Below are 21,173 nucleotides of genomic sequence, written 5' to 3'. Positions count from 1 at the left end.
ATGCAATACCCGGTAGGAGCGGGTTCAGCCGCGAACGCTTCAGCAGCGAAGCTTTAACCACGAAAGATTCGCGGCTGAAGCCGCTCCTACGAGGTTCCGTGCTTAGCGCGGGATACGACCGGTTACTGGTTGAGCAGCTTTTTCACGCTCTCGACCATGGCTTCGATTTCGAACGGTTTTTCAAAGACCTTGGTGAACAGCTCAGGCCTGGCCGAGCCCAGGTGTGCCTGGGCACCACTCATCAAGACAATGGGAATGGTGGAAAACTGAGGGTTTTCCCGCACGGCAGCGGCGAACTCCATGCCGTTCATGCCCGGCATCATGTAGTCGGTGATAATCAGGCCCGGTCTTTCCCGGTCCAGGATCGTCAGCGCCTTTTGCGCAGTGCCCGCGGTGACAGTCAGAAAGCCCTCATCCTCCAGCGCGAAGCTCAGGATCTCAGCGATCAGGTACTCATCATCGACAATCAGAATCGTGGTCATAGCGCGCCCACCCTGCTCAATGAGTCATGGGCGAGATGACGGTTGTGAATCTGCACCGTTGTCGTCGTTGAATACATGAGAAAAAGCCTTGCGAACGTCTATGCCCTGATTACCTATCACCAGCTCGAGAAGCGCAGGATCATAAGCACTGTCCCTAACTTTAAGGATGGACAGGTGCCGTTTAAGTTCAGAGTCTGATTCTGCGAATCTGACCAGCAGCAGGTTATCGACAATTCCGGACAAATCCGAAGCCGGGGCATCGACCACTTCACCCAGGATACTGCGCACCTCCCAGGAAGCGATCACGGTGACGTTGCGGCTGCGCAGCTCTCCCATCAACGCCGTGTACAGATCGAGAATCCGCGATCGGTCTGCTGCCGTTCTGGCCATGCCACCAAGGCTGTCGATGAACACCCGGCGGATGGATTTCTGCTCGACCAAGCGCAGCAGTTCGAGGGCCAGTTTGTCGATCTTTTCCGTGGTGACCGAACGCCAGAGCAGTGTCAGTGCACCCTCAGCCTCCAGCGACGCGAAATCACGTCCCAGCGCTTTGGCTTTCAGCCGCAGGCGCTGGGGAGACTCGTAGAAACCGAAGTGCAGCCCCGGCTCTGCTACCGTGGACTCGGCCAGGAAGTTGATGCCTATAGACGTCTTGCCCGAGCCGGAAGGCCCCATGATCAGCGAGACCGAGGAGGACACCAGACCACCGCCGATGAGCGGGTCAAGCGAAGCCAGGCCACTGGGCACCAGCCCCAGCGTGTCGCTGTCACGCATGGCTGAATGAGTCACGGTGCTCTCAAGGCGCGGATAGACCACCAGGCCGTCATCGGTGATCTCGCACTCATGATCGCCGGCCAATGCCGCACTGCCGCGGGTTTTGCGCATCTTGATGCGGCGTACCAGCCGTGAGCCGAGCTGTTCTTCACCCAGTTCCAGCACGCCATCGACCATGGTGTGCTCCGGGCTGCCGTCGTCGAGTTGCGAGCTGGTCAGGAAGAATACCGTGCAGCCGGCGAAGGCGGCATGGCCCTGCAATTCGGAAATGAAACGCTTGGTATTGAGCGGCGAGTCGGCCTTGGAGCGGGCGTTGAGCAGGCCGTCGAGAATCATCACTGTCGATTTTTGCCGCGAGATTTCCCGCCGCAGCAGCTTCACGACTTCATCCAGACCTTCGTTTTCCATGGTGTCGAAGGCGCTGATGAACTGGATCTCTTCGCCGATCCGGTCTTTGTCGAAAAAGCTCAGGGTCGAAAGGAACTGGAACAAACGTTCATGAGGTTCGGCCAGCAGGGTCGCGAACAACACGCGCCCGCCGTCGCGCACGTGGTTGAAGCCAATCTGATTGGCCAGGATCGTCTTGCCCGATCCGGGGCGCCCCTGAATGATGTAGGAGGATCCTGAAACGAAGCCTCCCTTCAGCAGCTCATCAAGCCCTTCAATTCCGCTCTGAAGGCGTTTTAGCTGGTTCAAGATCTCTTTCTCCCGGTATTCGGCAACGCCGGCATGCTCGTTCAGAACACGCTCAAGTGACGCATTCTGGCTCTGTTATAAAAGCTTCTCAACCCTGAGCTCTTGTGATCTTTCAAGTCCGTGGTCGCGAACGACCTTTGATCTGGACAACAAACCAATTGAAACGATCTTGAACGGTTACAGAAAATCCTTGTCGGGCCACGACTCAGAGTGACGGGGCACTTTAACGAGCACTGCTCGATGGCTGGCGGTCTGAACCGTCTTCACCCGGCGAAATAGCTCAATGCCATCAAGCAATTATTGGAGGCTGTCATGCACGGGCGGTAGGATAAGCCCTGGCAGCCATTAGTCAGCCGGTCATTTTTGACCGCAGGTCTTCAGGGAAAGGGGGCACTGTCATTTTTCAACCGGTTTTCAGGTGTCCCCATGCTAAATCCCACATTGACCCGCTGGGTGGCTACACAGCACAGCCGTCAGTTGATCCTGCGCCTGCTCCCGGCGATTGCGGCGCTGGCGCTGTTAATCGGCCTGGGTTGTTACTTGCTGATCAAAAACGCCCTGAGTCAGGATGCCGATGTCCAGCAGCGCTCGCGGATATTCATTGCCCGTACCCTTGATCAGGTGCGCAATGAAGTGGGCCGCAACATCATCAATTACAGCAAGTGGGGCGAGGCCTATAAGAACCTGCACCTGAAAGTGGACAAGGTCTGGGCCGATGACCAGCGTAATGTCGGTGACATTCCGTTCGACCTGTATGGCTACAACGCGGTACTGGTGGTCAACCCGCAGGACCAGACCGTCTATTCAGTGATTGATGGCAAGGCGTCCAACGTACAGGCCGGCCAGTGGCTGCAAGGCGACCTGGCCGCGCTGCTGGCCGATGCGCGGGCCACTGACAAGGAAGAAGGCAGTATCGTGCGGGCTATGCAGGTGGGCGATACCCCGGCGCTGGTGGCGGCGGCCACTATCACGCCGGGCTGGGACCCGGCGATCCAGGCCACTGCCGGGCCGCCGTCAGTGATGATTTTCGCGACCCTGCTTGATCGCGACGAGCTGGCAAAGCTGAGCGAAACCTATGGTTTACCCGCCATGACCCTGGCAGCCAATGCGCTGCCCGGTCAGGAGTCGATGCGCCTGCCGGACTCAGCGCTGCTGTTGCACTGGACACCGCCCCATCCGGGTATGGACCTGCTGCGCCAGACCCTGCCGCTGTTCATCGCGGCGGTGCTGGCCTTGATCGGCGTGCTGACGGTGCTGTTACGCCACGCCCTGACCTCGGCACGGCAGATTGATGCACAGTTCGAGGCACTGCTGCGCAGTCAGGCTGAAGCCCGACACCTTTCCCAACATGATTTTCTGACCGGCCTGCCCAATCGCTATCAACTGACCCGCCACCTTGGTGATCTGCTGGAGCAGACGCCTGCTCGCCCGCTGGCCTTGCTGTATCTGGATCTGGACCGTTTCAAGCCGGTCAACGACGCGCTGGGCCATGCTGCTGGCGATCAGGTGCTGCAGGAAGTCGCGCATCGTTTGCAAGCGCAGTTGGGCGATCAAGCCATGGCTGCGCGACTGGGCGGGGACGAGTTCGTGGTTGTGCTGCAGGGCAATCCGGCACCTGCCAGCCTCGATCAACTGTGCGCACGCCTGATAGGCACACTCAGCCAGCCGATCAGGGTGCAGGAGCGCGACGTGCTGATCGGCGCCAGCATCGGCATCGCCTTGGCCCCGCAACAGGCGCATACCGTCAGCGAACTGCTGCGCCTGAGCGACCAGGCGCTGTACCAGGCCAAAACCGCCGGGCGCAATACCTGGCGGGTCTACACCCCATAGCCTATGGCCTGTCGTTCAAAGCCGGAACTTGCCCACCAGACCATTGAACGACACGGCCAGGCGCGACAACTCCTGACTTGAAGCGCTGGTCTGATTGGCACCTGCGGCGGTCTGGGTCGACAGGTCCTGGATATTGACCAGGTTACGGTCCACCTCACGAGCCACATGGGCCTGCTGTTCGGATGCCGTCGCAATCAACAGATTGCGATCGTTGATTTGCGCGATGCTCTGCGCGATGCGCTCCAGTGACTGACCGGTGGCCTGGGCCAGGGTCTGGGTCTCGCTGGCCAGGCTGCGACTGTTGCCCATGGCCCGCACGGCCTGGTCAGCACTGCTCTGCACCGAGCCGATCATGGCTTCGATTTCACCAGTGGACGCCTGGGTACGCGCGGCCAGGGCGCGGACTTCGTCGGCGACCACCGCAAAACCGCGCCCCTGCTCGCCGGCACGGGCCGCTTCAATGGCCGCGTTGAGGGCCAGCAGGTTGGTCTGTTCGGCGATGCCGCGAATCACGTCCAGCACCTTGCCGATCTCGCGCACCTGACCGGCCAGCTCTTCGACCTGGGTGGTGGAGCTGGAAATCTCGGCACTGACCGTATCGATGGCCTTGACCGCGTTGCGGGCCTGGTCGCGGCCACTGGCTGCTTCGTCACTGGTGAGCTTGGAGGCATCGGAGGTCGACATGGCATTGCGGGCCACCTCTTCGACGGCGGCGGTCATTTCGGTCACCGCGGTTGCCGCCAGCTGAATTTCATCGTTCTGACGGGTCAGGCCGCGGCTGCTTTCTTCTGTGACGGCATTGAGTTCTTCAGCGGCGGAAGCCAGTTGGTCGGCTGCGCTGGCGATCTGCTGGATGGTGCCTTTCAGACCGTTTTGCATATCGCCCAGGGCCGCGAGCAACTGGCCGGCTTCGTCGCGACGGGTGCTGACAATGGGCTGGGTCAGGTCGCCACTGGCGACCCGTTGGGCGCTGATCACAGCGCTGGAAATCGGTGCGCTGATGATCCGGCTGATGAATACACCGAGAGCGAAAGCGGCGATGAAGGCGATGGCGATACCGATATACAGGGTCAGCTTGGCCGAATTCTCTTGCTGGGTGGCATCAGCCGCACCTTCACCGATCTGACGGTTGTTCGATTCGACAATGATGGTCAATTCGTCGATAACTTTGACATAAGCACGGTGTACATCGGCATCGATGAACGCACGGGCGGCTGCCAGGTCACCCGAACCGAGCAGGGTCACAGCGCGATCAACCAACGCCTGATAGGCCGGCCAGTCCTGCTCCATCTTGTCCCCGGCTGCGCGCTCGTCGTCGGCCAGCGGCGTGGTGCGATACTGGGCAAAGGCTTTTTCAGCTGCACTACGGCTTTCACGCATCTTGCTGATGATTTCATCGCGAGCGCTTTGCGGCGCATCGGATGCATAGGCGGATACCAGGCGATACAAGTCGCGGCTCTGGGTGACAGCGCTGGTCTTGGTTTCGGAGGTCTTGGCCACCGAGATGAGGTTATTGGTGAACACCAGGCGCAGACTGTCGGACAGTTCGCCGATACCCCGGCTGCCTATCAGGCCCACCACAAGAGTAATCACGGCGCACAGCGCAAAGGACAGAAGCAGCTTGGTCGAGAGTTTCGCGTCGTAGAACCAATTCATACGCAGAGCCTTCCAGAGATCATCAGGGTTGAACCAGGCACGGTTTGCCAAATGTGTGTTCATGACGCTATCGGCCACGTTCGATCAGCGTTGAGGGATGGACGAAGGTTTTTCTGCCGTACGGTTATCCGCGCAGAGGATGGCGGTCGAGGAAATTTTCACACTGGCCGGGTTACCATGGCCGCCCAATCTGTAGAGAGCCATAAACCCGGATGTGCGCTGCAATCAATGCAACCTGTGCGTTACCCAGTGTTCTTGCAGGCCCGATCCTGCGTCGTCAGGAGAGCAATCGGCTGGTGTTGTGGCTGGTCGGTTCACGGCCGCTTGCACCAACCCTGCGGCTGTTATTCAACGATGCTCAGGGCCAGCGGCAGCAGCACGACTATCCGCTGAACGACGAGCAGTGCCAGGTGGTCGCCATCGGTCGCCATGCCTTTGTGCACCTGATTGACCTGCAACTCGACAACCCGCTGCCGTGTGACGTGCAGATCGACTATGACCTGCTGCTCGACGAAGCACAGGCCTCGATAGCGAACTGGGCGCCGCATGTGCTGTATGCCGGTGCCGCGCTGCCGAACTTCGTGATTCGCAGCCGGATTGATCACATGCTGCATGGCTCGTGCCGCAAACCGCACCATCCAGCCGCCGAAGGGCTGCTGTGTGCCGACCGCTTGCTGGCCGCCGGGCCCAGGCCGCAGGAGCGCCCGGCCCTGCTGATGATGAGCGGCGATCAGGTCTACGCCGACGACGTCGCAGGTCCCATGCTGCGTGCCATTCATGCCTTGATCCAGCGCCTGGAGCTGTTCGACGAACAGCTTGAGGGCGCGGTGGTGGACGACAGTATTCAGCTCTATGACCACCCGGCCAGCTATTACCGCCGCGCCGAGCTGCTGCCGGCACTCAAGAGCAACGAAACCCTGCGCGAACGCTTCTTTGGCGGGGTCAACAAGCCGGTGTTCACCAGCAGCAACGCCGATAACCATCTGGTGACCCTGGCCGAGATCATGGCCATGTACCTGCTGGTCTGGTCGCCGGTGCCCTGGACACTGATCGACATCAGCGCACCGCAACTCGATGAGCAGCGCCGCGAGCGTTATCGATATGAACAGCAACTGGTCGAAAGTTTCAGGCAAGGCCTGCAAGGCAGCGCACGGGTCATGGCTCATTTGCAGTGCCTGATGATCTTCGATGACCACGATGTCACTGACGACTGGAACCTGTCGGCCAGTTGGGAAGAAACTGCCTATGGCCACCCGTTTTCACGGCGCATCATCGGCAATGCGCTGGTCGGCTATCTGTTGTGTCAGGGTTGGGGCAATAACCCGGACGTCTTTACCGAGGCCACCGAACAGTTCCATGCCCTGAGCTGCCGCGCCATGAATAACGACGGCATGCTCGATAACCAGACGCTGGACGCGCTGATCGACAGTTTGCTGCGCTTTGAGCAATGGCATTACGTGTTGCCCACCGAGCCGGCGCTGGTGGTGCTCGACACCCGCACCCGGCGCTGGCGCAGCGAGTCGAATCTGGCTCAGCCTTCCGGGCTGCTCGATTGGGAGGCGCTGTGCGAGCTGCAGCAGGAGTTGATCGATCACAAGAGCGCGATCATCGTGTCACCGGCTCCGGTGTTCGGGGTCAAGCTGATCGAGGCCATCCAGCGAATTTTCAGCTGGTGCGGTTACCCGTTGCTGGTCGATGCGGAAAACTGGATGGCCCACCGCGGCGCAGCCCAGGTGATCCTGAATATCTTTCGGCATTCACGCACGCCGGGCAATTACGTGATTCTGTCCGGCGACGTGCACTACTCGTTTGTCTACGAAATCCTGATCCGTCATCGCAAGGGCGCGCCGCATATCTGGCAGATCACCAGCAGCGGGATCAAAAATGAATTCCCGCAGCGTCTGCTGGCTATATTCGACCGGCTCAACCGCTGGCTATACTCACCGCGTTCCCCACTGAACTGGTTCACCAAGCGGCGCTTGATGAAGGTCATTCCGCGCACGCCGGAACACAGCAAGGCCGGCGAACGGTTGTGGAACTCGGCAGGCCTCGGCCAGGTGTTCTTCAATGAGCAAGGGCAACCTACCCTGATCAACCAGCTCAATGCCGACGGCACCCCGCCGACCCGCTTCATGGAGCCGGATCAGGACCAGAAAGGTCTGGACCGTAGTTGGTTCAATGAACCCGGGCAAAGTCAGCGCTGAACCTTATGGCGCTTGGCCCGGTCGATAGCTCACTGGCCAGGGACTCCCTGGCATGGCTTCCTGGAGAACAGCAAGTGATATCCAACCCACGTATCGCCAGGCTCAATGCCTGGGGCGCCCACGGTTTCACTGCCACCGGCGTGGTTCTGGCGTTTCTGGCCACCATTGCACTGTTCGAGAATCAGCCCAAGGCCTGCCTGTTATGGCTGGGCGTGGCGCTGATCGTGGACGGCGTGGACGGCTCGCTGGCGCGCAAGCTCAATACCAGTTCGGTGCTGCCGCATTTCGACGGCTCTACCCTGGATCTGGTGATCGACTACCTGACCTACGTGTTTATCCCGGCGCTGTTCATCTACTGGTATATCCCGCTGCCCGATTACACCAAACTGCTGAGCACCTCGATCATCCTGGTGTCATCGCTGTTCTGCTTTTGCAATGTCGACATGAAAAGCAAGGACAACTACTTCCAGGGCTTTCCAGCCGCCTGGAACGTGGTCGCGCTGTGCCTGTTCATCCTGCCGATATCACCTTGGGCAACCTTCCTGACCATCGTCGCGCTGGCACTGCTGACTGTGACCCGGGTGAAGTTCCTGCACCCGTTCCGGGTGCGTCGCTTCATGCCGGTCAATATTGCCGTGACCACGGTATGGCTGGTGTGCAGCGGCTGGCTGATCATGACCCACCCCCATGAAAGCGCAGTGGTGATGGGGATATGGCTGCTGATGTCGGCTTATTTCCTGGGCGTGTGTATCTGGCGCACCTCGCTGGAATGGCTGGGGCGGCTCAAGGGCTAGCCTGCGGGTCCGGTTGCCTGGCGAAGCGGTAAGTGGCCGTACAACACAGCAACAACCCGACGCCAGCCAGTAGCCCGCCGACGATGCCAACATTGGCCACGCCCAACTGGCTGCTGACCACACTGCCCAGCAGCGCCCCACCACCGATGCCGATATTGAAGATGCCGGAAAACAGCGACATCGCCACATCGGTGGCATCCGGCGCCAGGTTCAGCACCCGAGCCTGCTGGAGCAGGCCGAAACACATCATCGCCACGCCCCACACCACACCCAGTGCCGTAATCGCCGCGGTACTGCCCGATACCGGCAGCAAGAGCAGCAGGCACAGTGCAAGAACACTGATGGTGCCGATCAGCAGGCCATTGGGGAAGCGGCTGCTGAACAGGCTGAAGATGACCGAACCGATGACTCCGGCCCCACCGAACACCAATAGCAACAACGTCGTCATTGCACCTGACAGGTGGGCGACGGTCTGGGTAAAAGGTTCGATGTAGGTGTAGGCAGTAAAATGCGCCGTGACCACCGTTGCGGTCAGCACATACAGCACGACCAGACGTGGACGCTTGAACAGCATCGGCAAGCTGCGCAACGAGCCGGAGTTCTGGCTGGGCAACAATGGCAAGGCGCGCCAGATCAGCAATAGCGTCAGACCCGACACGCCTGCAATGACCAGAAATGTGGTGCGCCAGCCCAGCGCCTCGCCGAGCATGCGCCCCAACGGAATCCCCAGCACCATGGCCAGCGAAGTACCTGTGGCCAGCAAGCCCAGCGCCTGCACTTGCTTGCCTGGCGGCGCAACGCGCACCGCCAGCGATGCGGTGATCGACCAGAACACCGCATGAGCAAAAGCGATCCCGACCCGGCTGACCAGCAACATGCCAAAGCTGCTGGCAACGGCCGATACCAAGTGACTGAAGACAAATAACCCGAAGAGCGCAATCAATAGCTTGCGCCGCTCGATATTGCGGGTAAGCAGCATCATCGGCAGCGACATCAGCGACACCACCCAGGCGTAGATGGTCACCATCAGGCCGACTTGTGCAGGCGTCATAGCGAAGCTGTCGCCGATATTGCTCAACAGGCCGATGGGCACAAACTCAGTGGTGTTGAAGATAAAAGCTGCCAGCGCCAGCGCGATTACGCCAAGCCAGCTACCGCCATGAGCAGTCGTGGTTGTATTCATCAGGGATAGGCAACGCTCGATCAAAACGGCCAGGCACTGCGCCCGACACCATTACGTACAGTCCATACCCCTGCAACCAGGCAAGAAAAAACGCCACGCAGCACACCGCGCTCATGGCCTGCGCCAGAACGAAGCATGGAGGGGCGGATTCTTGTGGGTATGGAACAACAGCGGACAGCGCAAAGTCTACGTGCGCACAGGCATCATCACAACCGGCTCATCAATTGCGTTCGCCACAATGCATAGTTGCAGGTGACGGCATTTACCGACCGTGCGGCAGGCGGTCAGACTGCCCGCAGTCGAACGCTGGGAGTCTGCATGTTCACCACCATTCTGGTTGCCCTCGATGGCAGCACGCAAAGCCTCAAGGTGCTTGAACTGGCCAGTTCGCTGACCGGTCCCGACACCACGCTGCATCTGGTGTGTGTAGTCGACCCGGCCTATGCGCTGGACAATCCCGACGATGCCTTTGAGCAGCAACAGTACCCCGCCGCTGCCGCTGAACAGCATCACGCGCAAGACCTGATCGAGCAGGCCCGGCAACGGCTGGGCCTGGCCTGTGTGCGCACCACGTTGAGTGGCGAACCGGCCGAGGCCATTTGCGCCGAGGCACGACGCATCGGCAGCGACCTGATTGTCATCGGCCACCGCCACCTGTCATTTCTCGCACGATTGCTTGACCCGTCGGTGGGCAGCAAGGTACTCGATGCTGCGCCCTGCCCGGTGCTGGTGGAGGTTCGTTAGCAGGCCGTTGAAAAACTACCTGTTAGGCCTTTTTGACGAACTCGGACTTGAGCTTCATTGCGCCGATACCGTCGATCTTGCAGTCGATGTCGTGATCACCCTCGACCAGGCGGATATTCTTGACCTTGGTGCCGACCTTGACCACCAGCGACGAGCCCTTGACCTTGAGGTCTTTGATCACAGTAACGGTGTCGCCGTCCTGCAGCACATTGCCGGTGGCGTCCTTGATGACTTTTACATCGTCAGCATCACCCGCATCCCCCTCGGCAGACCATTCATGGGCGCACTCCGGGCAGATCAGCAGGCTGCCATCTTCGTAGGTGTATTCGGAGTTGCATTTCGGGCAGGACGGTAAGCTCACAGCAGTTCTCGCATCAAAGGGTGGAAAAACCATGAAGTATAAAGGGTTTTTACCGCCTTCGGGAAAAGCACGGCCTTTTGCCGCACCGGCCTTGCACTGCACCACGGCCTGACGGCAAGCTAGAGCGCGGATCCGATCGCAGGAGCGCCGTGATGCCTGACCATCTTTTCGAGCCTTTCCAGGACCTGGCCAGCCTGTTACTGCCGCATACCCGTGCAGGCCGCAGCGACGCGGCCCATGATCTCTCACATCTGTTGCGGGTCTGGCGCAACGTCTGCGCGATTCGCAATCATGAAGGCGGCGACCCGCACATTCTGGTGGCAGCCACCTTGCTGCACGATTGTGTCGAGGTGGAGAAAAACTCGCCGTTTCGCAGCAGCGCCTCGCGTCTGGCGGCGGCCAGAGCCAGTGAACTGTTGACCGAAAAAGGCTGGGACGAGCAGCGTGTCGCGGCCGTCGCCCATGTGATCGAAGCCCACAGCTTTTCTGCCGGCATTGCGCCACAGACCCTGGAAGCGCAGATACTGCAAGACGCCGACCGCCTCGATGCGCTGGGCATGGTCGGCGTGGCGCGGATGTTTCATGTCTCAGGCCGGCTGGGCAGCCGCCTCTACGATCCCTTCGACCCGCAGGCCGGGCAGCGGACACTGGACGATCAGCAGTTCGCCATTGATCACTTTCAAACCAAACTGCTGCATTTGGCCAAGGGCTTCCAGACCGCCACCGGGGCTCGAATGGCTAATGTTCGTCATTCCCGGATGCAGCGCTTCCTTGAGGAATTGCTCGAAGAGATCGGCGCACAACCGCCTGTCGCAAAATCAGATTTTTGACGTCAAACAAATACTTACTGCCGCGGATGTCACAAAGACATCATCAAACAGCCTTATAAACGGACAGCTCTACAAGTCCGCTGATAGGGGTCTGCGCTGTGAAAAAATTCCTGGCTCGTGTATTTCGTCGCTCCTCGAAGACGACGTTGCTGCGCCGTTTCAGGATTACCCCCAGGCTGGTGCTGTGCCTGGGTTTTTCGTCGGTGTTGACCGTCGCCCTCGGCGCGTTTTGCCTGCTGCAGATGCAGGCCATCCGTAATCAGGGCGAAGCGGTGCAAAGCGGCTCCCTGCCCAGTATTGCCATGGCCGACGCGCTGGCCATTGCGTTGGTCAAACTGCGCGCCGAATCGGCACGGCTGGTGGCCAATGCCGACGATCCCGGTGCGGTGATCAACAGCAAGATCAATGTCGAGCAGCTCAGGAACGAGGTCGAAAAGGGCTTCGAAGAGTATCTGGCACATGCCACGGCAGTGGCCGAACGGGACTCGATCAAGGCCCTGCAAGACGCTTACAAGGCGTTCATGCCCGCCCTGCACGACCAGATGGCGCTGATTGAGCAACGTAACCTGCCCCAGGCAAGAATGCTGGCCGACACGACCCTGGCGATTCAGGGCGACCTGATGGACATGCAGGTGCAACTGCTGCGTGAACTCAACCGCCAGAGCGCGGCGGTGGCGGTGCAGATTGCCGATGAAAGCTACGCCCAGACGCGCATCATCGCCCTGGTGGCGATTGCCGGCGTGCTGCTTTTGACCTTGCTGCTGGCCTGGCGCCTGAGCGTGAGTATCATCCAGCCCATGCGTGATGCGTTGCATATCGCCAATACCATTGCCGAGGGCGACCTGACCGAACACGATATCGCCCCCGGCACCGACGAGCCGGCGCAGCTGCTCCATACGCTGGAACGCATGCGCAGTAACCTGCACAGCACCATTGACCAGATTTACGCCGCAGCCGGTCAGTTGTCCGAGGCGGTACAGGAAATGGGCAGCATTGCCGAAGCCAGCGCCAGCAACCTCAAGCTGCAAAATACCGAGATCGAACAGGCTGCGGTGGCAATCAACCAAATGAGCCAGGCGGCGGTCGAGGTGGCCGATAACGCCAGCACTACCGTGAACGAGTCGCAAGCCTCCAGCCAGGCGGCGGCTCAGGGACAGGAACGGTTGTCGGCGACCATCGTGTCGATCAAGGACCTGACCGACAACGTGCTGGACTCCTCACACCAGGCAGAAGGTCTGGCCGAACAGACCCAGAGCATCAGCAGTATCCTGGATGTGATCCGTGCGATCGCCAACCAGACCAACCTGCTGGCCCTCAACGCCGCCATTGAAGCGGCGCGGGCCGGCGAGGCCGGGCGCGGATTTGCCGTAGTGGCCGATGAAGTACGCTCACTGGCGCAACGTACCAGCGCATCGACCACCGAGATCGAGAACTTGATCAGCGGCGTACAAAAAAGCACTCAGGACACCGCCAACTCACTGCGACATACCGCCACCCAGGCCAACCAGACCCTGGAACAGGCGGCCGCCACCGGTGAGGCACTGACAGTAATCATCAGTTCGACCACCACCATCAACGGTCGCAATCTGCAGATTGCCAGCGCAGCCGAACAGCAGGCCCAAGTGGCCAATGAAGTGGACCGCAACCTCAACAGCATCCGCGACCTGTCGACCCAGACCGCTTCAGGGGCCAGACAGACAACCGTGGCCAGCAATGAGTTGTCGATGCTGGCCAATGATCTGAATAGCATGGTGCAGCGGTTCGTGTTGTAACGGTACGGGTCAGGCGCCAGCAATGTGTTGTCTGGCCTGGCGCCCTCACAACCAAGACGGAGCGCCGCCCGGTCGTTCCCACCTCAATCCTGACTTGAAATACGGTGGGAACGAGCTCGCTCGTGAAGGCTTTGGAAGCCGCTTTAGCCGCAAACGGTCAAAGCGGGCGCAGGCGGTACTGTGGCGGCAGTTGGTCCATGCCGCTGACGGTCGCATTCAGGCTCTTCCAGCGGCCGTCCTTGATCCCGTAAATGCAACCATGCACCGACAGGCTCTGGCCGCGGTGCCAGGCATTCTGCACGATGGTCGTATGGCTGACGTTGGCCACCTGCTGGATCACATTGAGCTCACACAGACGGTCGACGCGCTCTTCCTCGGTCGCCAGCTTGCTCAGCGCTTCGCGGTTCTCGTAGTACAGGTCACGGATCGAGCGCAGCCAGCCGTCGATAAGCCCGTACTGCTGGTCCTGCATAGAGGCGCGTACGCCGCCGCAGCCGTAGTGACCGGTGACCAGAATGTGTTTGACCTTCAGGACATCCACTGCGTACTGGATGACCGACAGGCAGTTCAGGTCGGTGTGCAAGACCACGTTGGCCACGTTGCGGTGCACGAATAGATCGCCCGGCAGCATGCCGACGATCTCGTTGGCCGGCACCCGTGCATCGGAGCAGCCGATCCACAGGTATTCGGGGGTCTGCTGGCGAGCCAGCTTGGCAAAGAAGTCAGGGTCTTCCTGCTTGATGGCCTCGGCCCAGCGTTCGTTGTTGTCGATCAATTCTTGTAGTGCGTAGGTCACGGCTCGATACCTCAGAGATGATGCTCAAGGTTTGACTGGCGCAATCGGCGCCGGGTCACGGCGCCGGTCGATTGGACGGAATCTTCTACCCGCGGGCCGGTCCACCCTGCATACCCCGCATCAAGAGGATTGTGCCATGAGCGAGCAACGCCGACCGTTTCACGCCGAACAACCGGAGCCCATCGACGACATTCAGGACCGCATGGGCTCAATGGAAACCCTCGACTTCGATGACGACGACACGGCACGTATTGGCGACGAACTGCCTGGGCCAGAGCGGCAGCAGGCGCTTCCCGAACGTCGGGTACGTGAAGCGGGCCTGACCGGTGCCTCGACCGCTGACCATCACTCGACCGACGATGACCTGGCGCCAGAGGTGTTGATCCGCGAAGATGGCGCCCGGTCGCCAGCGGAGCCCGGTGCAGACCACCCCGCCGACTTTGAACTGAGCGTAGCTGACCAGGCCGACATCGGCGCCGGCCACGGGCTGGATGAAGAGGAGCTGGCGAATCTGGACCCGCTTGACGGCAAGCGCGAGTGATCAGTCCAGCAAGGTGCAAGCCATGACCACCGCGTCTTCACGCCCGTCAGCAGACGGGTAGTAGTCGCGACGACGACCGACCTCGTTGAACCCGTATTGCTCATAGAGCCGGTAAGCGGGTCGGTTGCTGTCGCGCAACTCCAGAAAGCACTCTCTGCCGTTGAGCTGGTAAGCGCGCTTCATCAGATGATCGAGCAACCGGTAGCCCAGGCCACGACCCTGATTTTCCGGCTTGACCGTGATGTTGAGCAGATGCGCTTCATCGATGATGACCTGAATGACGCCATGGCCAACCTGTTGTGCACCGTCGAACATCAGCCAGACTTCATAGGACTTGAGGGCATCGAGGAAGATGCCACGGGTCCAGGGATGACTGAACGCTGCGTATTCGATCTTCAATACCGCATCCAGGTCCGCCTCGGTCATGCGGCGAAAGGTAATTGCATCACTCATTGATCGTATTCCAGCGCGTCATCAGACGCCGCATTGCCTGCCAGACGTCAGCCTTGCGCTGCGGCTCGTCCATCAACAATTCAAGGCTTGGCAGCGCCCAGGCCGAACCCAGGCCTTCGACCTGAAGCTCACGATAAAACGCCTCGCCATCGGCCTCCCCGGCAAAACGCACCGCCGGCAAGCCAATCAGCCACAGACAGGCGCAAGGCTGGTCTTCCAGCCGTGCGGCGACGAACCCTTGGACAAAATCCCGCGCCGCTTCCGGGCCCTGGTCCATTTGCCCCCGTACCAGCAACGGCCAGCGTACCGGCTCGCCAACGATTTGCGGGCTGTCGGGCAAGCCGGCCGCACGCAGCATGTCCTTGAGCAGCAGGTAGGATGGATCACGGCTCTGAAACGGCTGGCCGGTGGATAACTCGACCAACAGCAGGCAATGCCCGGCGCGCAATAATTGCAGGGCAAAACGTGGCGGGGGAACCGCGGCAGCCCTTGGCGCCGGCGCGGACTCAGCGTCATCTTTGCTGGCCAGCGGTTTGGGCGCGGCTTTGTGGGTGGTCGATGAGGGGCGCGGGACTTCGATTTTGGGCCGCTCGGACGGCTGCCGGGCTTGCGGCGCTGCCGACGCGGCATCGCTGCGCGATACAGCGTCATTGGCTGCACTGGCCGGTGGTACAGCCTGGCTGTTGAGCGGTTCTGGCTCAGGCTGCCACTCCAGCAGTTGCGGCCGCGAAGGCGCGGCGAAAGGCAGTTCGGTGCGCGGCAGCCAGCTCACCACTTGCATGGCGCTCAGATAGTCGCGACGACGAGACTCGTTCAGCAAAAGATCGGCCACTTGTGGATAAGTCAGGCGCGCAAGTTTAGGGACTCTGGAAGTTTACTGCCAGTGCTGTTCCACCCACCGTTCATCCGCTTGGCCACAGATTGCCGTGTTCCGGCGCAAGGTTGATCTGCCGGGGTGAAACCTTGCAGTGTTGATGCAGTACAATCGGCGCCTTTCATTTGCCAACGGTCGAGCTTTTCATGATCGAACCCAAGCGAGTCCTGCGCGCCCTGGCCGAACACTGGTCGCTGCTCGAGCCTCTTTGCGAGCATTTCGACCAGGGCACCATGAGCCTGAGCGAGCTGCGCCAGCAACTGGCAGGCCAGCAGCAGGAAAGCACCCCGCAAGATATTACCCACCTGCTGGACGTCTGGATTCGCCTGGACATCCTGGTGCCGGTCGCCAAAAGCCCGAACCGCTTCGAACTCAACGCACAGATTCATGACTTCATGTCTTACCTGCGCCGCGAGCACCGGTTGGGCCTGTGCCTGGAAATAGAAGCTTATCTACGCCACCTGGAGCGTCTGGCCGGACACATCCAGGATGCTTTCGACATCCGCGATGCCAACGACCTGGCTCGCCAGTTGCGGCTGCTCGACATGCGCGTGCGCGACGTGCTGAAAAAGCTCGGTAACGACGAGCAGGCACTGGTGGCCGTGGCCGAGCGGGCCAAGACCAGCGACCGGCAGATTCCGCTGCGTCAGCGCTATGCCGAGGTACTGGCGACCTGGGACGAATACGTCGAGCCAATGATCCAGCTGGTCGCGGCCGATGGCGCGTTCGAACAGGGCGTGCGCAAGGTCGAGAAGGTGCTGTTGCGCCTGCTCACCGAACAGCAACGCCTCGGCCATCTGGTGGACGACGACATGCTGCTGCGCACCCATGCGCGCATTCTGGAGATGCAGACCAACGCGCAACTGACCCTGCGCCATGCCCGCGAACTGCTGCTGCCGCTGCGCGAAGAAGCGCGCCGGCACAATGCTGTGACCCGTGGCGCCGCACTGGCCCTGGCGGCCATCCGGCGTAAAGGTATCGATGCCGTACCGCAGGCGGCCATGCCGATGTTTACCCGGCCGCAAAGCACCTTTCTCGGCAGTGCCAGCCAGGTTGAAGCCTATGTTTATGCCTTGGCACGCTTCGAACCCAAACCTGCGAAGTTTCCCAAGGCCAGCAGCACCCGCAAGGGTGAACCACCTCGGGCACCGCGCACGGTCAAGGAAATGCTGGAGCGCTGTGAAAGCGCACTGCCGTTGCCGGACCTGATGAACTGGCTGCTGGAACAGGAGCCCGATGGCGCAACCGACGAACTGCTGTACTGGTTCTCCCGCCTGTCGCGCGACAAACGCTTTGCACGCCAGCGCCTGGAGCGCCGCGAGTATTTCACCCAGGAGCATCGCGTCAGCCTGCGCTCCTTCGCCCTGCTGTCTGCCAACGGCGAGCAGCCAGAGAATTCCGAGAGCGTCACTCATGCATCTTGATCTGTCTGAAATGTCCCAACTGGCTCCGATCTTTCGCGAGCTGTTCAAGGGTTACCACATCAGCCGCCGCGACCCGGAGCTGTATGCCCAGTTGTCCAATGCTCAGGACCAGTACCGCACGCTGTTCAAGGCGCTGGGCTTCGAGCTGGTCTGCGACACTCGCGGCTTCTATTACTTCGTGCCTGAACAGGCTGCCGCGCAGGTCAACAAGACCGCCCAGCGTCTGGCGCTGTTCACCTTCATTCTGGTCGAGCATCTGGCCGACCAGGGCCGCGACCCGATGAACGTGCTCGATGGCGGCAGCCTGGGCCGTGATGAACTGCCTTCGTTGCTGGACAAGTACCGCGACCTGTTTCTGCAGGCCGAAGTACAGACCCAGGAAGAACTTGAAGAAAAGATCATGCGGCGCATGACGCAACTGGGTTTTGCCAACGAAGAACTGGGCATCTATCGCTTCCTGCCGCCGATGCACCGCTTCCTCGATGTGTGCCTGTCGGTGCAGCAAGACCGCGACCTGGCCGCCACGCTGCATAGCGACCTGCCGCTGCCGACGCCGATCCTGGTCGACGATGACAGTGACGAGAAGCTGCTGCACACCGACGACCCGCTGGACCTTGCTCCGTTTGATGAGCAGGAAACCGAGGAGCAGGCGCTGGCCCGCGCCATTGCCGAAGAACAACAGGAGATCAATGCATGAGCCAGGAACGCTACGGCATCCGCCGCTTTGCCCTGCTCAATACGGCAGGCTACAGCCTGGGGCTGTTCCCGCTGGAACATCCGCTGTCGGTCTATGGCGCCAATAACCTGGGCAAAAGTGCGTCGATCAACGCGTTGCAGTTCCCGATTCTGGCGCGCATGTCAGACATGAGTTTCGGCCGCTACAACCTGGAACAATCGCGGCGCTTCTACTTTGCCTCGGACACCAGTTACATTTTGGTCGAAGTATCACTGCCCCATGGACCGCATGTGATCGGCGTGGTCGGTCGCGGCCCGGGCGGCGGCTTCGGTCACCAGTTCTTCGCCTATGCCGGCAGCCTCGACCTGGCCCATTACCAGAAAAACGACACCTGCCTGCGTCAGAAAGAGCTGTTCAACAACCTTGAAAGCCATGGGCTGAAAGCCTACGAACTCAAGCCTGACGAGCTGCGCCGGCTATTGGTCGGCGGTCATACGTCGATTCCGCTGGACCTGACCCTGATTCCGCTGCGCTCGACCAGCGAACAGAGCCTGAAGACCTTCCGCGCCCTGTTCATCAACCTGCTGCACATGCGCGAGATCACTGCGGCGAAACTCAAGCAGTTGTTCCTCGATGCGTTCGAGCACAGCCTGCGCTCCGGCAACGTGGACTATATCGCCGCCTGTGAAGAAGCCTTCCGCGATGTACGACGCATGGAGCAGGACTATAACTCGCTGGTCCAGGCCGGCCCGCTGGTCGAGGCCCTGGCCAATGGCGTGCGTCAGCGTGATGCACTGCGCGGCAAGCTGCATCGCCTGTCGCCGCTGCTCGACTCGCTGCTCGGCACCTGGTCGGATTATTCCGGGGCACGCAAGGAAGAACTGGTCATCCAGGCAGAGCACTACCGTGCCCAGCAAGACATCATGCAGAACGACCAGCGCAACAGCACTCAGGAACTGATGCGGCTGGAACGTGAGATCAGCAGCATCCAGCGCTGGCTGGGTGAGTTGTCAGTTCTCAAGAACCGCTTCGCACTGGTCGAGGACGCCAAGGTGCTGGAGCAGCAGTTGCTCGCAGCCAAGGATGCGCACGACGAACTGGCCGGCGCCCTGGCGCAGTCGCGACAGTTCAGCGCCGAGGATCTGGAAGAGCGACTGAGGGATCTGGAAAAACGCCTCAAGTCGGTCAGGCAGCAACTCGACCATGCGGACAACAACAGTTATGCGCGTCTGCGTGAAGAGTTCTCGCAACCGGATGTCGAACGCTTGATGCGGCTTTTCAATGGCGCGCTGTTCAGCCTGCCGCTGGGCGAGCAAGGCATCGCCATAGACGACGGTGATGTATGGGTCAAATCGCTGGAAGCCTTGCTTGATGGCTTCAAGGGCGAGCAATTCGAAGTACCGGGCCTGTCGATCAACTTGTCGAGCATCGAGCCACCGGCCTTGCAAGCGCTGGCCGACCGCGCTGCATTGCGTGATCAGAAAGACCGCCTGGAAAAAGAACTCAAGCAACTCAAGACCCAGCAATCCGTGGCAGCCGACCGCACCGCCAGCAAGAGTCAGACCGAAGCCCTGTATCAGCAGGTCCTTGATGCACAAAAGGCTCTGGAAGATTTCCGCCGCAGCCAGACCCTGAGCGCTGAAGAACCGGGCAAGCTCGAAGAACTGGCGCAGATGGAAGCCGCTCAGGACGAGCTCAAGCGCTCAAGCGACGCCTTTACCGAACGTGTCCAGCAGTTGTCGGCCAAGCTGCAACTGGTGGCACGCCAGATCGGCGATCTGGAGGCCAAGCAACGCACACTCGATGACGCGCTGCGTCGCCGGCAGTTGCTACCAGCCGACTTGCCGCTGGGCACCCCGTTCATGGAAGCGGTCGACGACTCCATGGACAACCTGTTGCCACTGCTCAACGACTATCAAGACAGCTGGCAGGCACTGCTGCGCTGTGACGGTCAGATCGATGCGCTGTATGCCCAGGTGCGCCTGAAGGGCGTGGCCAAGTTCGACAGTGAAGAAGACGTCGAACGTCGTCTGCAGTTGTTGATCAATGCTTATGCCCACCGTAGCGACGAAGCCCTGACGCTGGGCAAGGCGCGCCGGGCGGCTGTTACCGATATTGCCCGGACCCTGCGCAATATCCGTAGCGACTACGAGAGCCTGGAACACCAGTTGGCACTGTTCAACCGCGAGATCAACCGCCGACAGGTTTCCAACCTGGCAAGCTTCCGGATCGTGCTGGCACCGAACAAGGAGGCGCTCAAGCACATCGACCAGATTATCCACAGCGCCGGCCAGTACGAAGAAGGCGAGACCCTGTCGGTATTCGACCTGAGTCAGAGTGCCGAGCAGGATCACAAGAACGAAGAGGCCAAGGAGTATCTGGCGCGGCTAGTGGCAGCGAACCATAACCAGCTGGGCCTGAAGGACCTGTTTGAACTGGCGTTCGAGATCACCAAGGTCAACGGCCAGCCGGTAATCCACACCGACATCGACGGTGCGGCCTCGAACGGCACGACCATGACCATCAAGGCACTGACCAACATGTACTTGTTGCTGCACTTGATGGACCGCGACCTGGCTGGCCGGGTGCGGCTGCCTTACTACCTGGATGAAGCAGCAGATATCGACGAGAAGAACCAGTCGGCACTGCTGGAAACCAGCCAGCAACTGGGCTTTGTGCCGATTCTGGCGAGTGTGAAGCCTCAGGTATCAGCGCATGTGGCCATTGACCTGGAAGGCGGTAGCGGGCCGCATGGCATCTACATCGATGAAGCGGACTGGAAGTACATTCAACGCCGTGAAGAGCCTGTGAAGGCTGAGGCGGTGGTGGAAGCAGAAGAAGCGCTCTGAGTTCAGAGTGTTGCCGGGACCGCCCTTCGGGGCGGTCTTTTTTTGTCTGCAGGATCGGCCGGGCGGCGATCCGTTCCAGCCACAAACAGCTTCGCGAGCAAGCTCGCTCCCCCATGCATACGGCATGTTTTCCGCGCGCAAAAGCAAAACCCCCGATCGCAGAGCGATCAGGGGTTCTGTGTTTGAATCTTGACGATGACCTACTCTCACATGGGGAAGCCCCACACTACCATC

18 protein-coding genes are annotated in these 21,173 nt (G+C 60.4%); 10 read left to right on the top strand and 8 right to left on the bottom strand.

Annotated features, from left to right (window positions below; genetic code table 11):
• Nucleotides 1-122 precede the first annotated feature (122 nt).
• Nucleotides 123-482, bottom strand: coding sequence for a response regulator (locus NRB16_RS28265; RefSeq protein WP_257107493.1), 360 nt, complete (start codon nucleotides 480-482; stop codon nucleotides 123-125).
• A 24-nt stretch (nucleotides 483-506) separates the two neighbouring features.
• Complete coding sequence (locus NRB16_RS28260; protein ID WP_045483455.1) at nucleotides 507-1,952, bottom strand: ATPase domain-containing protein; 1,446 nt, start codon at nucleotides 1,950-1,952, stop codon at nucleotides 507-509.
• Nucleotides 1,953-2,378: 426 nt separating this feature from the next.
• On the opposite strand from NRB16_RS28260, the gene NRB16_RS28255 reads away from it, so the two are divergent.
• The gene (locus NRB16_RS28255) at nucleotides 2,379-3,782 is read left to right on the top strand and encodes a diguanylate cyclase domain-containing protein (RefSeq protein ID WP_257107492.1); all 1,404 of its coding nucleotides are present in this window, start codon (nucleotides 2,379-2,381) and stop codon (nucleotides 3,780-3,782) included.
• Nucleotides 3,783-3,797: 15 nt separating this feature from the next.
• Here NRB16_RS28255 and NRB16_RS28250 read toward each other — a convergent pair whose 3' ends face one another.
• Nucleotides 3,798-5,438 (bottom strand): methyl-accepting chemotaxis protein, encoded by a 1,641-nt coding sequence (locus NRB16_RS28250; RefSeq protein WP_257107491.1) that lies wholly within the window; start codon nucleotides 5,436-5,438, stop codon nucleotides 3,798-3,800.
• Between the two features lie 212 nt (nucleotides 5,439-5,650).
• On the opposite strand from NRB16_RS28250, the gene NRB16_RS28245 reads away from it, so the two are divergent.
• Entirely contained in the window at nucleotides 5,651-7,642 is a 1,992-nt protein-coding gene (locus tag NRB16_RS28245; RefSeq protein WP_257107490.1) for an alkaline phosphatase family protein, read from the top strand.
• A gap of 74 nt (nucleotides 7,643-7,716) precedes the next feature.
• On the top strand, nucleotides 7,717-8,436 hold the full coding sequence (gene pcsA, locus NRB16_RS28240) for a phosphatidylcholine synthase (RefSeq protein ID WP_045483461.1): 720 nt from the start codon (nucleotides 7,717-7,719) through the stop codon (nucleotides 8,434-8,436).
• Here pcsA and NRB16_RS28235 read toward each other — a convergent pair.
• On the bottom strand, nucleotides 8,426-9,619 hold the full coding sequence (locus NRB16_RS28235; RefSeq protein ID WP_045483463.1) for a sugar transporter: 1,194 nt from the start codon (nucleotides 9,617-9,619) through the stop codon (nucleotides 8,426-8,428). The genes pcsA and NRB16_RS28235 overlap by 11 nt on opposite strands.
• A gap of 318 nt (nucleotides 9,620-9,937) precedes the next feature.
• Here NRB16_RS28235 and NRB16_RS28230 point away from each other — a divergent pair, with 318 nt between their 5' ends.
• Nucleotides 9,938-10,363 carry a universal stress protein gene (locus NRB16_RS28230; RefSeq protein WP_257107489.1) on the top strand — a complete coding sequence of 142 codons (426 nt, stop codon included), beginning with the start codon at nucleotides 9,938-9,940 and terminating at the stop codon, nucleotides 10,361-10,363.
• Between the two features lie 22 nt (nucleotides 10,364-10,385).
• Here NRB16_RS28230 and NRB16_RS28225 read toward each other — a convergent pair whose 3' ends face one another.
• The gene (locus NRB16_RS28225) at nucleotides 10,386-10,757 is read right to left on the bottom strand and encodes a zinc ribbon domain-containing protein YjdM (protein ID WP_253117698.1); all 372 of its coding nucleotides are present in this window, start codon (nucleotides 10,755-10,757) and stop codon (nucleotides 10,386-10,388) included.
• Nucleotides 10,758-10,876: 119 nt separating this feature from the next.
• Between NRB16_RS28225 and NRB16_RS28220 the strand changes: the two genes are divergently transcribed.
• Nucleotides 10,877-11,554: an HD domain-containing protein gene (locus tag NRB16_RS28220; protein ID WP_257107488.1), complete on the top strand. Its 678-nt coding sequence runs from the start codon at nucleotides 10,877-10,879 to the stop codon at nucleotides 11,552-11,554.
• Nucleotides 11,555-11,700: 146 nt separating this feature from the next.
• Nucleotides 11,701-13,326 carry a methyl-accepting chemotaxis protein gene (locus NRB16_RS28215; protein ID WP_257107495.1) on the top strand — a complete coding sequence of 542 codons (1,626 nt, stop codon included), beginning with the start codon at nucleotides 11,701-11,703 and terminating at the stop codon, nucleotides 13,324-13,326.
• 157 nt (nucleotides 13,327-13,483) lie between these two features.
• Here the strand turns inward: NRB16_RS28215 and can are convergent, their stop codons facing one another.
• Nucleotides 13,484-14,122: a carbonate dehydratase gene (can, locus tag NRB16_RS28210; protein ID WP_253117703.1), complete on the bottom strand. Its 639-nt coding sequence runs from the start codon at nucleotides 14,120-14,122 to the stop codon at nucleotides 13,484-13,486.
• Nucleotides 14,123-14,258: 136 nt separating this feature from the next.
• Between can and NRB16_RS28205 the strand changes: the two genes are divergently transcribed.
• Nucleotides 14,259-14,663, top strand: coding sequence for a serine kinase/phosphatase (locus tag NRB16_RS28205; RefSeq protein ID WP_253117705.1), 405 nt, complete (start codon nucleotides 14,259-14,261; stop codon nucleotides 14,661-14,663).
• On the opposite strand, the gene rimI is transcribed toward NRB16_RS28205, so the two are convergent.
• On the bottom strand, nucleotides 14,664-15,116 hold the full coding sequence (gene rimI / locus NRB16_RS28200; RefSeq protein ID WP_253117706.1) for a ribosomal protein S18-alanine N-acetyltransferase: 453 nt from the start codon (nucleotides 15,114-15,116) through the stop codon (nucleotides 14,664-14,666).
• A complete protein-coding gene (locus NRB16_RS28195; RefSeq protein WP_257107494.1) occupies nucleotides 15,109-15,936 on the bottom strand; it encodes an energy transducer TonB in 828 nt (275 codons plus the stop codon). The genes rimI and NRB16_RS28195 overlap by 8 nt, the downstream gene beginning before the upstream one ends.
• A gap of 200 nt (nucleotides 15,937-16,136) precedes the next feature.
• On the opposite strand from NRB16_RS28195, the gene mksB reads away from it, so the two are divergent.
• Genes mksB through mksF form a run of 3 tightly spaced genes read left to right on the top strand, consistent with a single transcriptional unit; the run spans nucleotide 16,137 to nucleotide 20,939 of the window.
• Nucleotides 16,137-17,414, top strand: a complete 1,278-nt coding sequence (gene mksB, locus NRB16_RS28190; protein WP_045483483.1) for an Mks condensin complex protein MksB — start codon at nucleotides 16,137-16,139, stop codon at nucleotides 17,412-17,414.
• Nucleotides 17,404-18,111, top strand: coding sequence for an Mks condensin complex protein MksE (mksE, locus tag NRB16_RS28185; RefSeq protein WP_045483486.1), 708 nt, complete (start codon nucleotides 17,404-17,406; stop codon nucleotides 18,109-18,111). Before mksB ends, mksE begins: the two co-directional genes overlap by 11 nt.
• Entirely contained in the window at nucleotides 18,108-20,939 is a 2,832-nt protein-coding gene (gene mksF / locus NRB16_RS28180; RefSeq protein WP_253140667.1) for an Mks condensin complex protein MksF, read from the top strand. Before mksE ends, mksF begins: the two co-directional genes overlap by 4 nt.
• Nucleotides 20,940-21,173: the final 234 nt, after the last annotated feature.

The sequence above is a fragment of the Pseudomonas sp. LJDD11 genome (assembly GCF_024584215.1).
GTDB lineage: Bacteria > Pseudomonadota > Gammaproteobacteria > Pseudomonadales > Pseudomonadaceae > Aquipseudomonas.
This window is presented reverse-complemented; position numbering and strand designations above follow the sequence as displayed.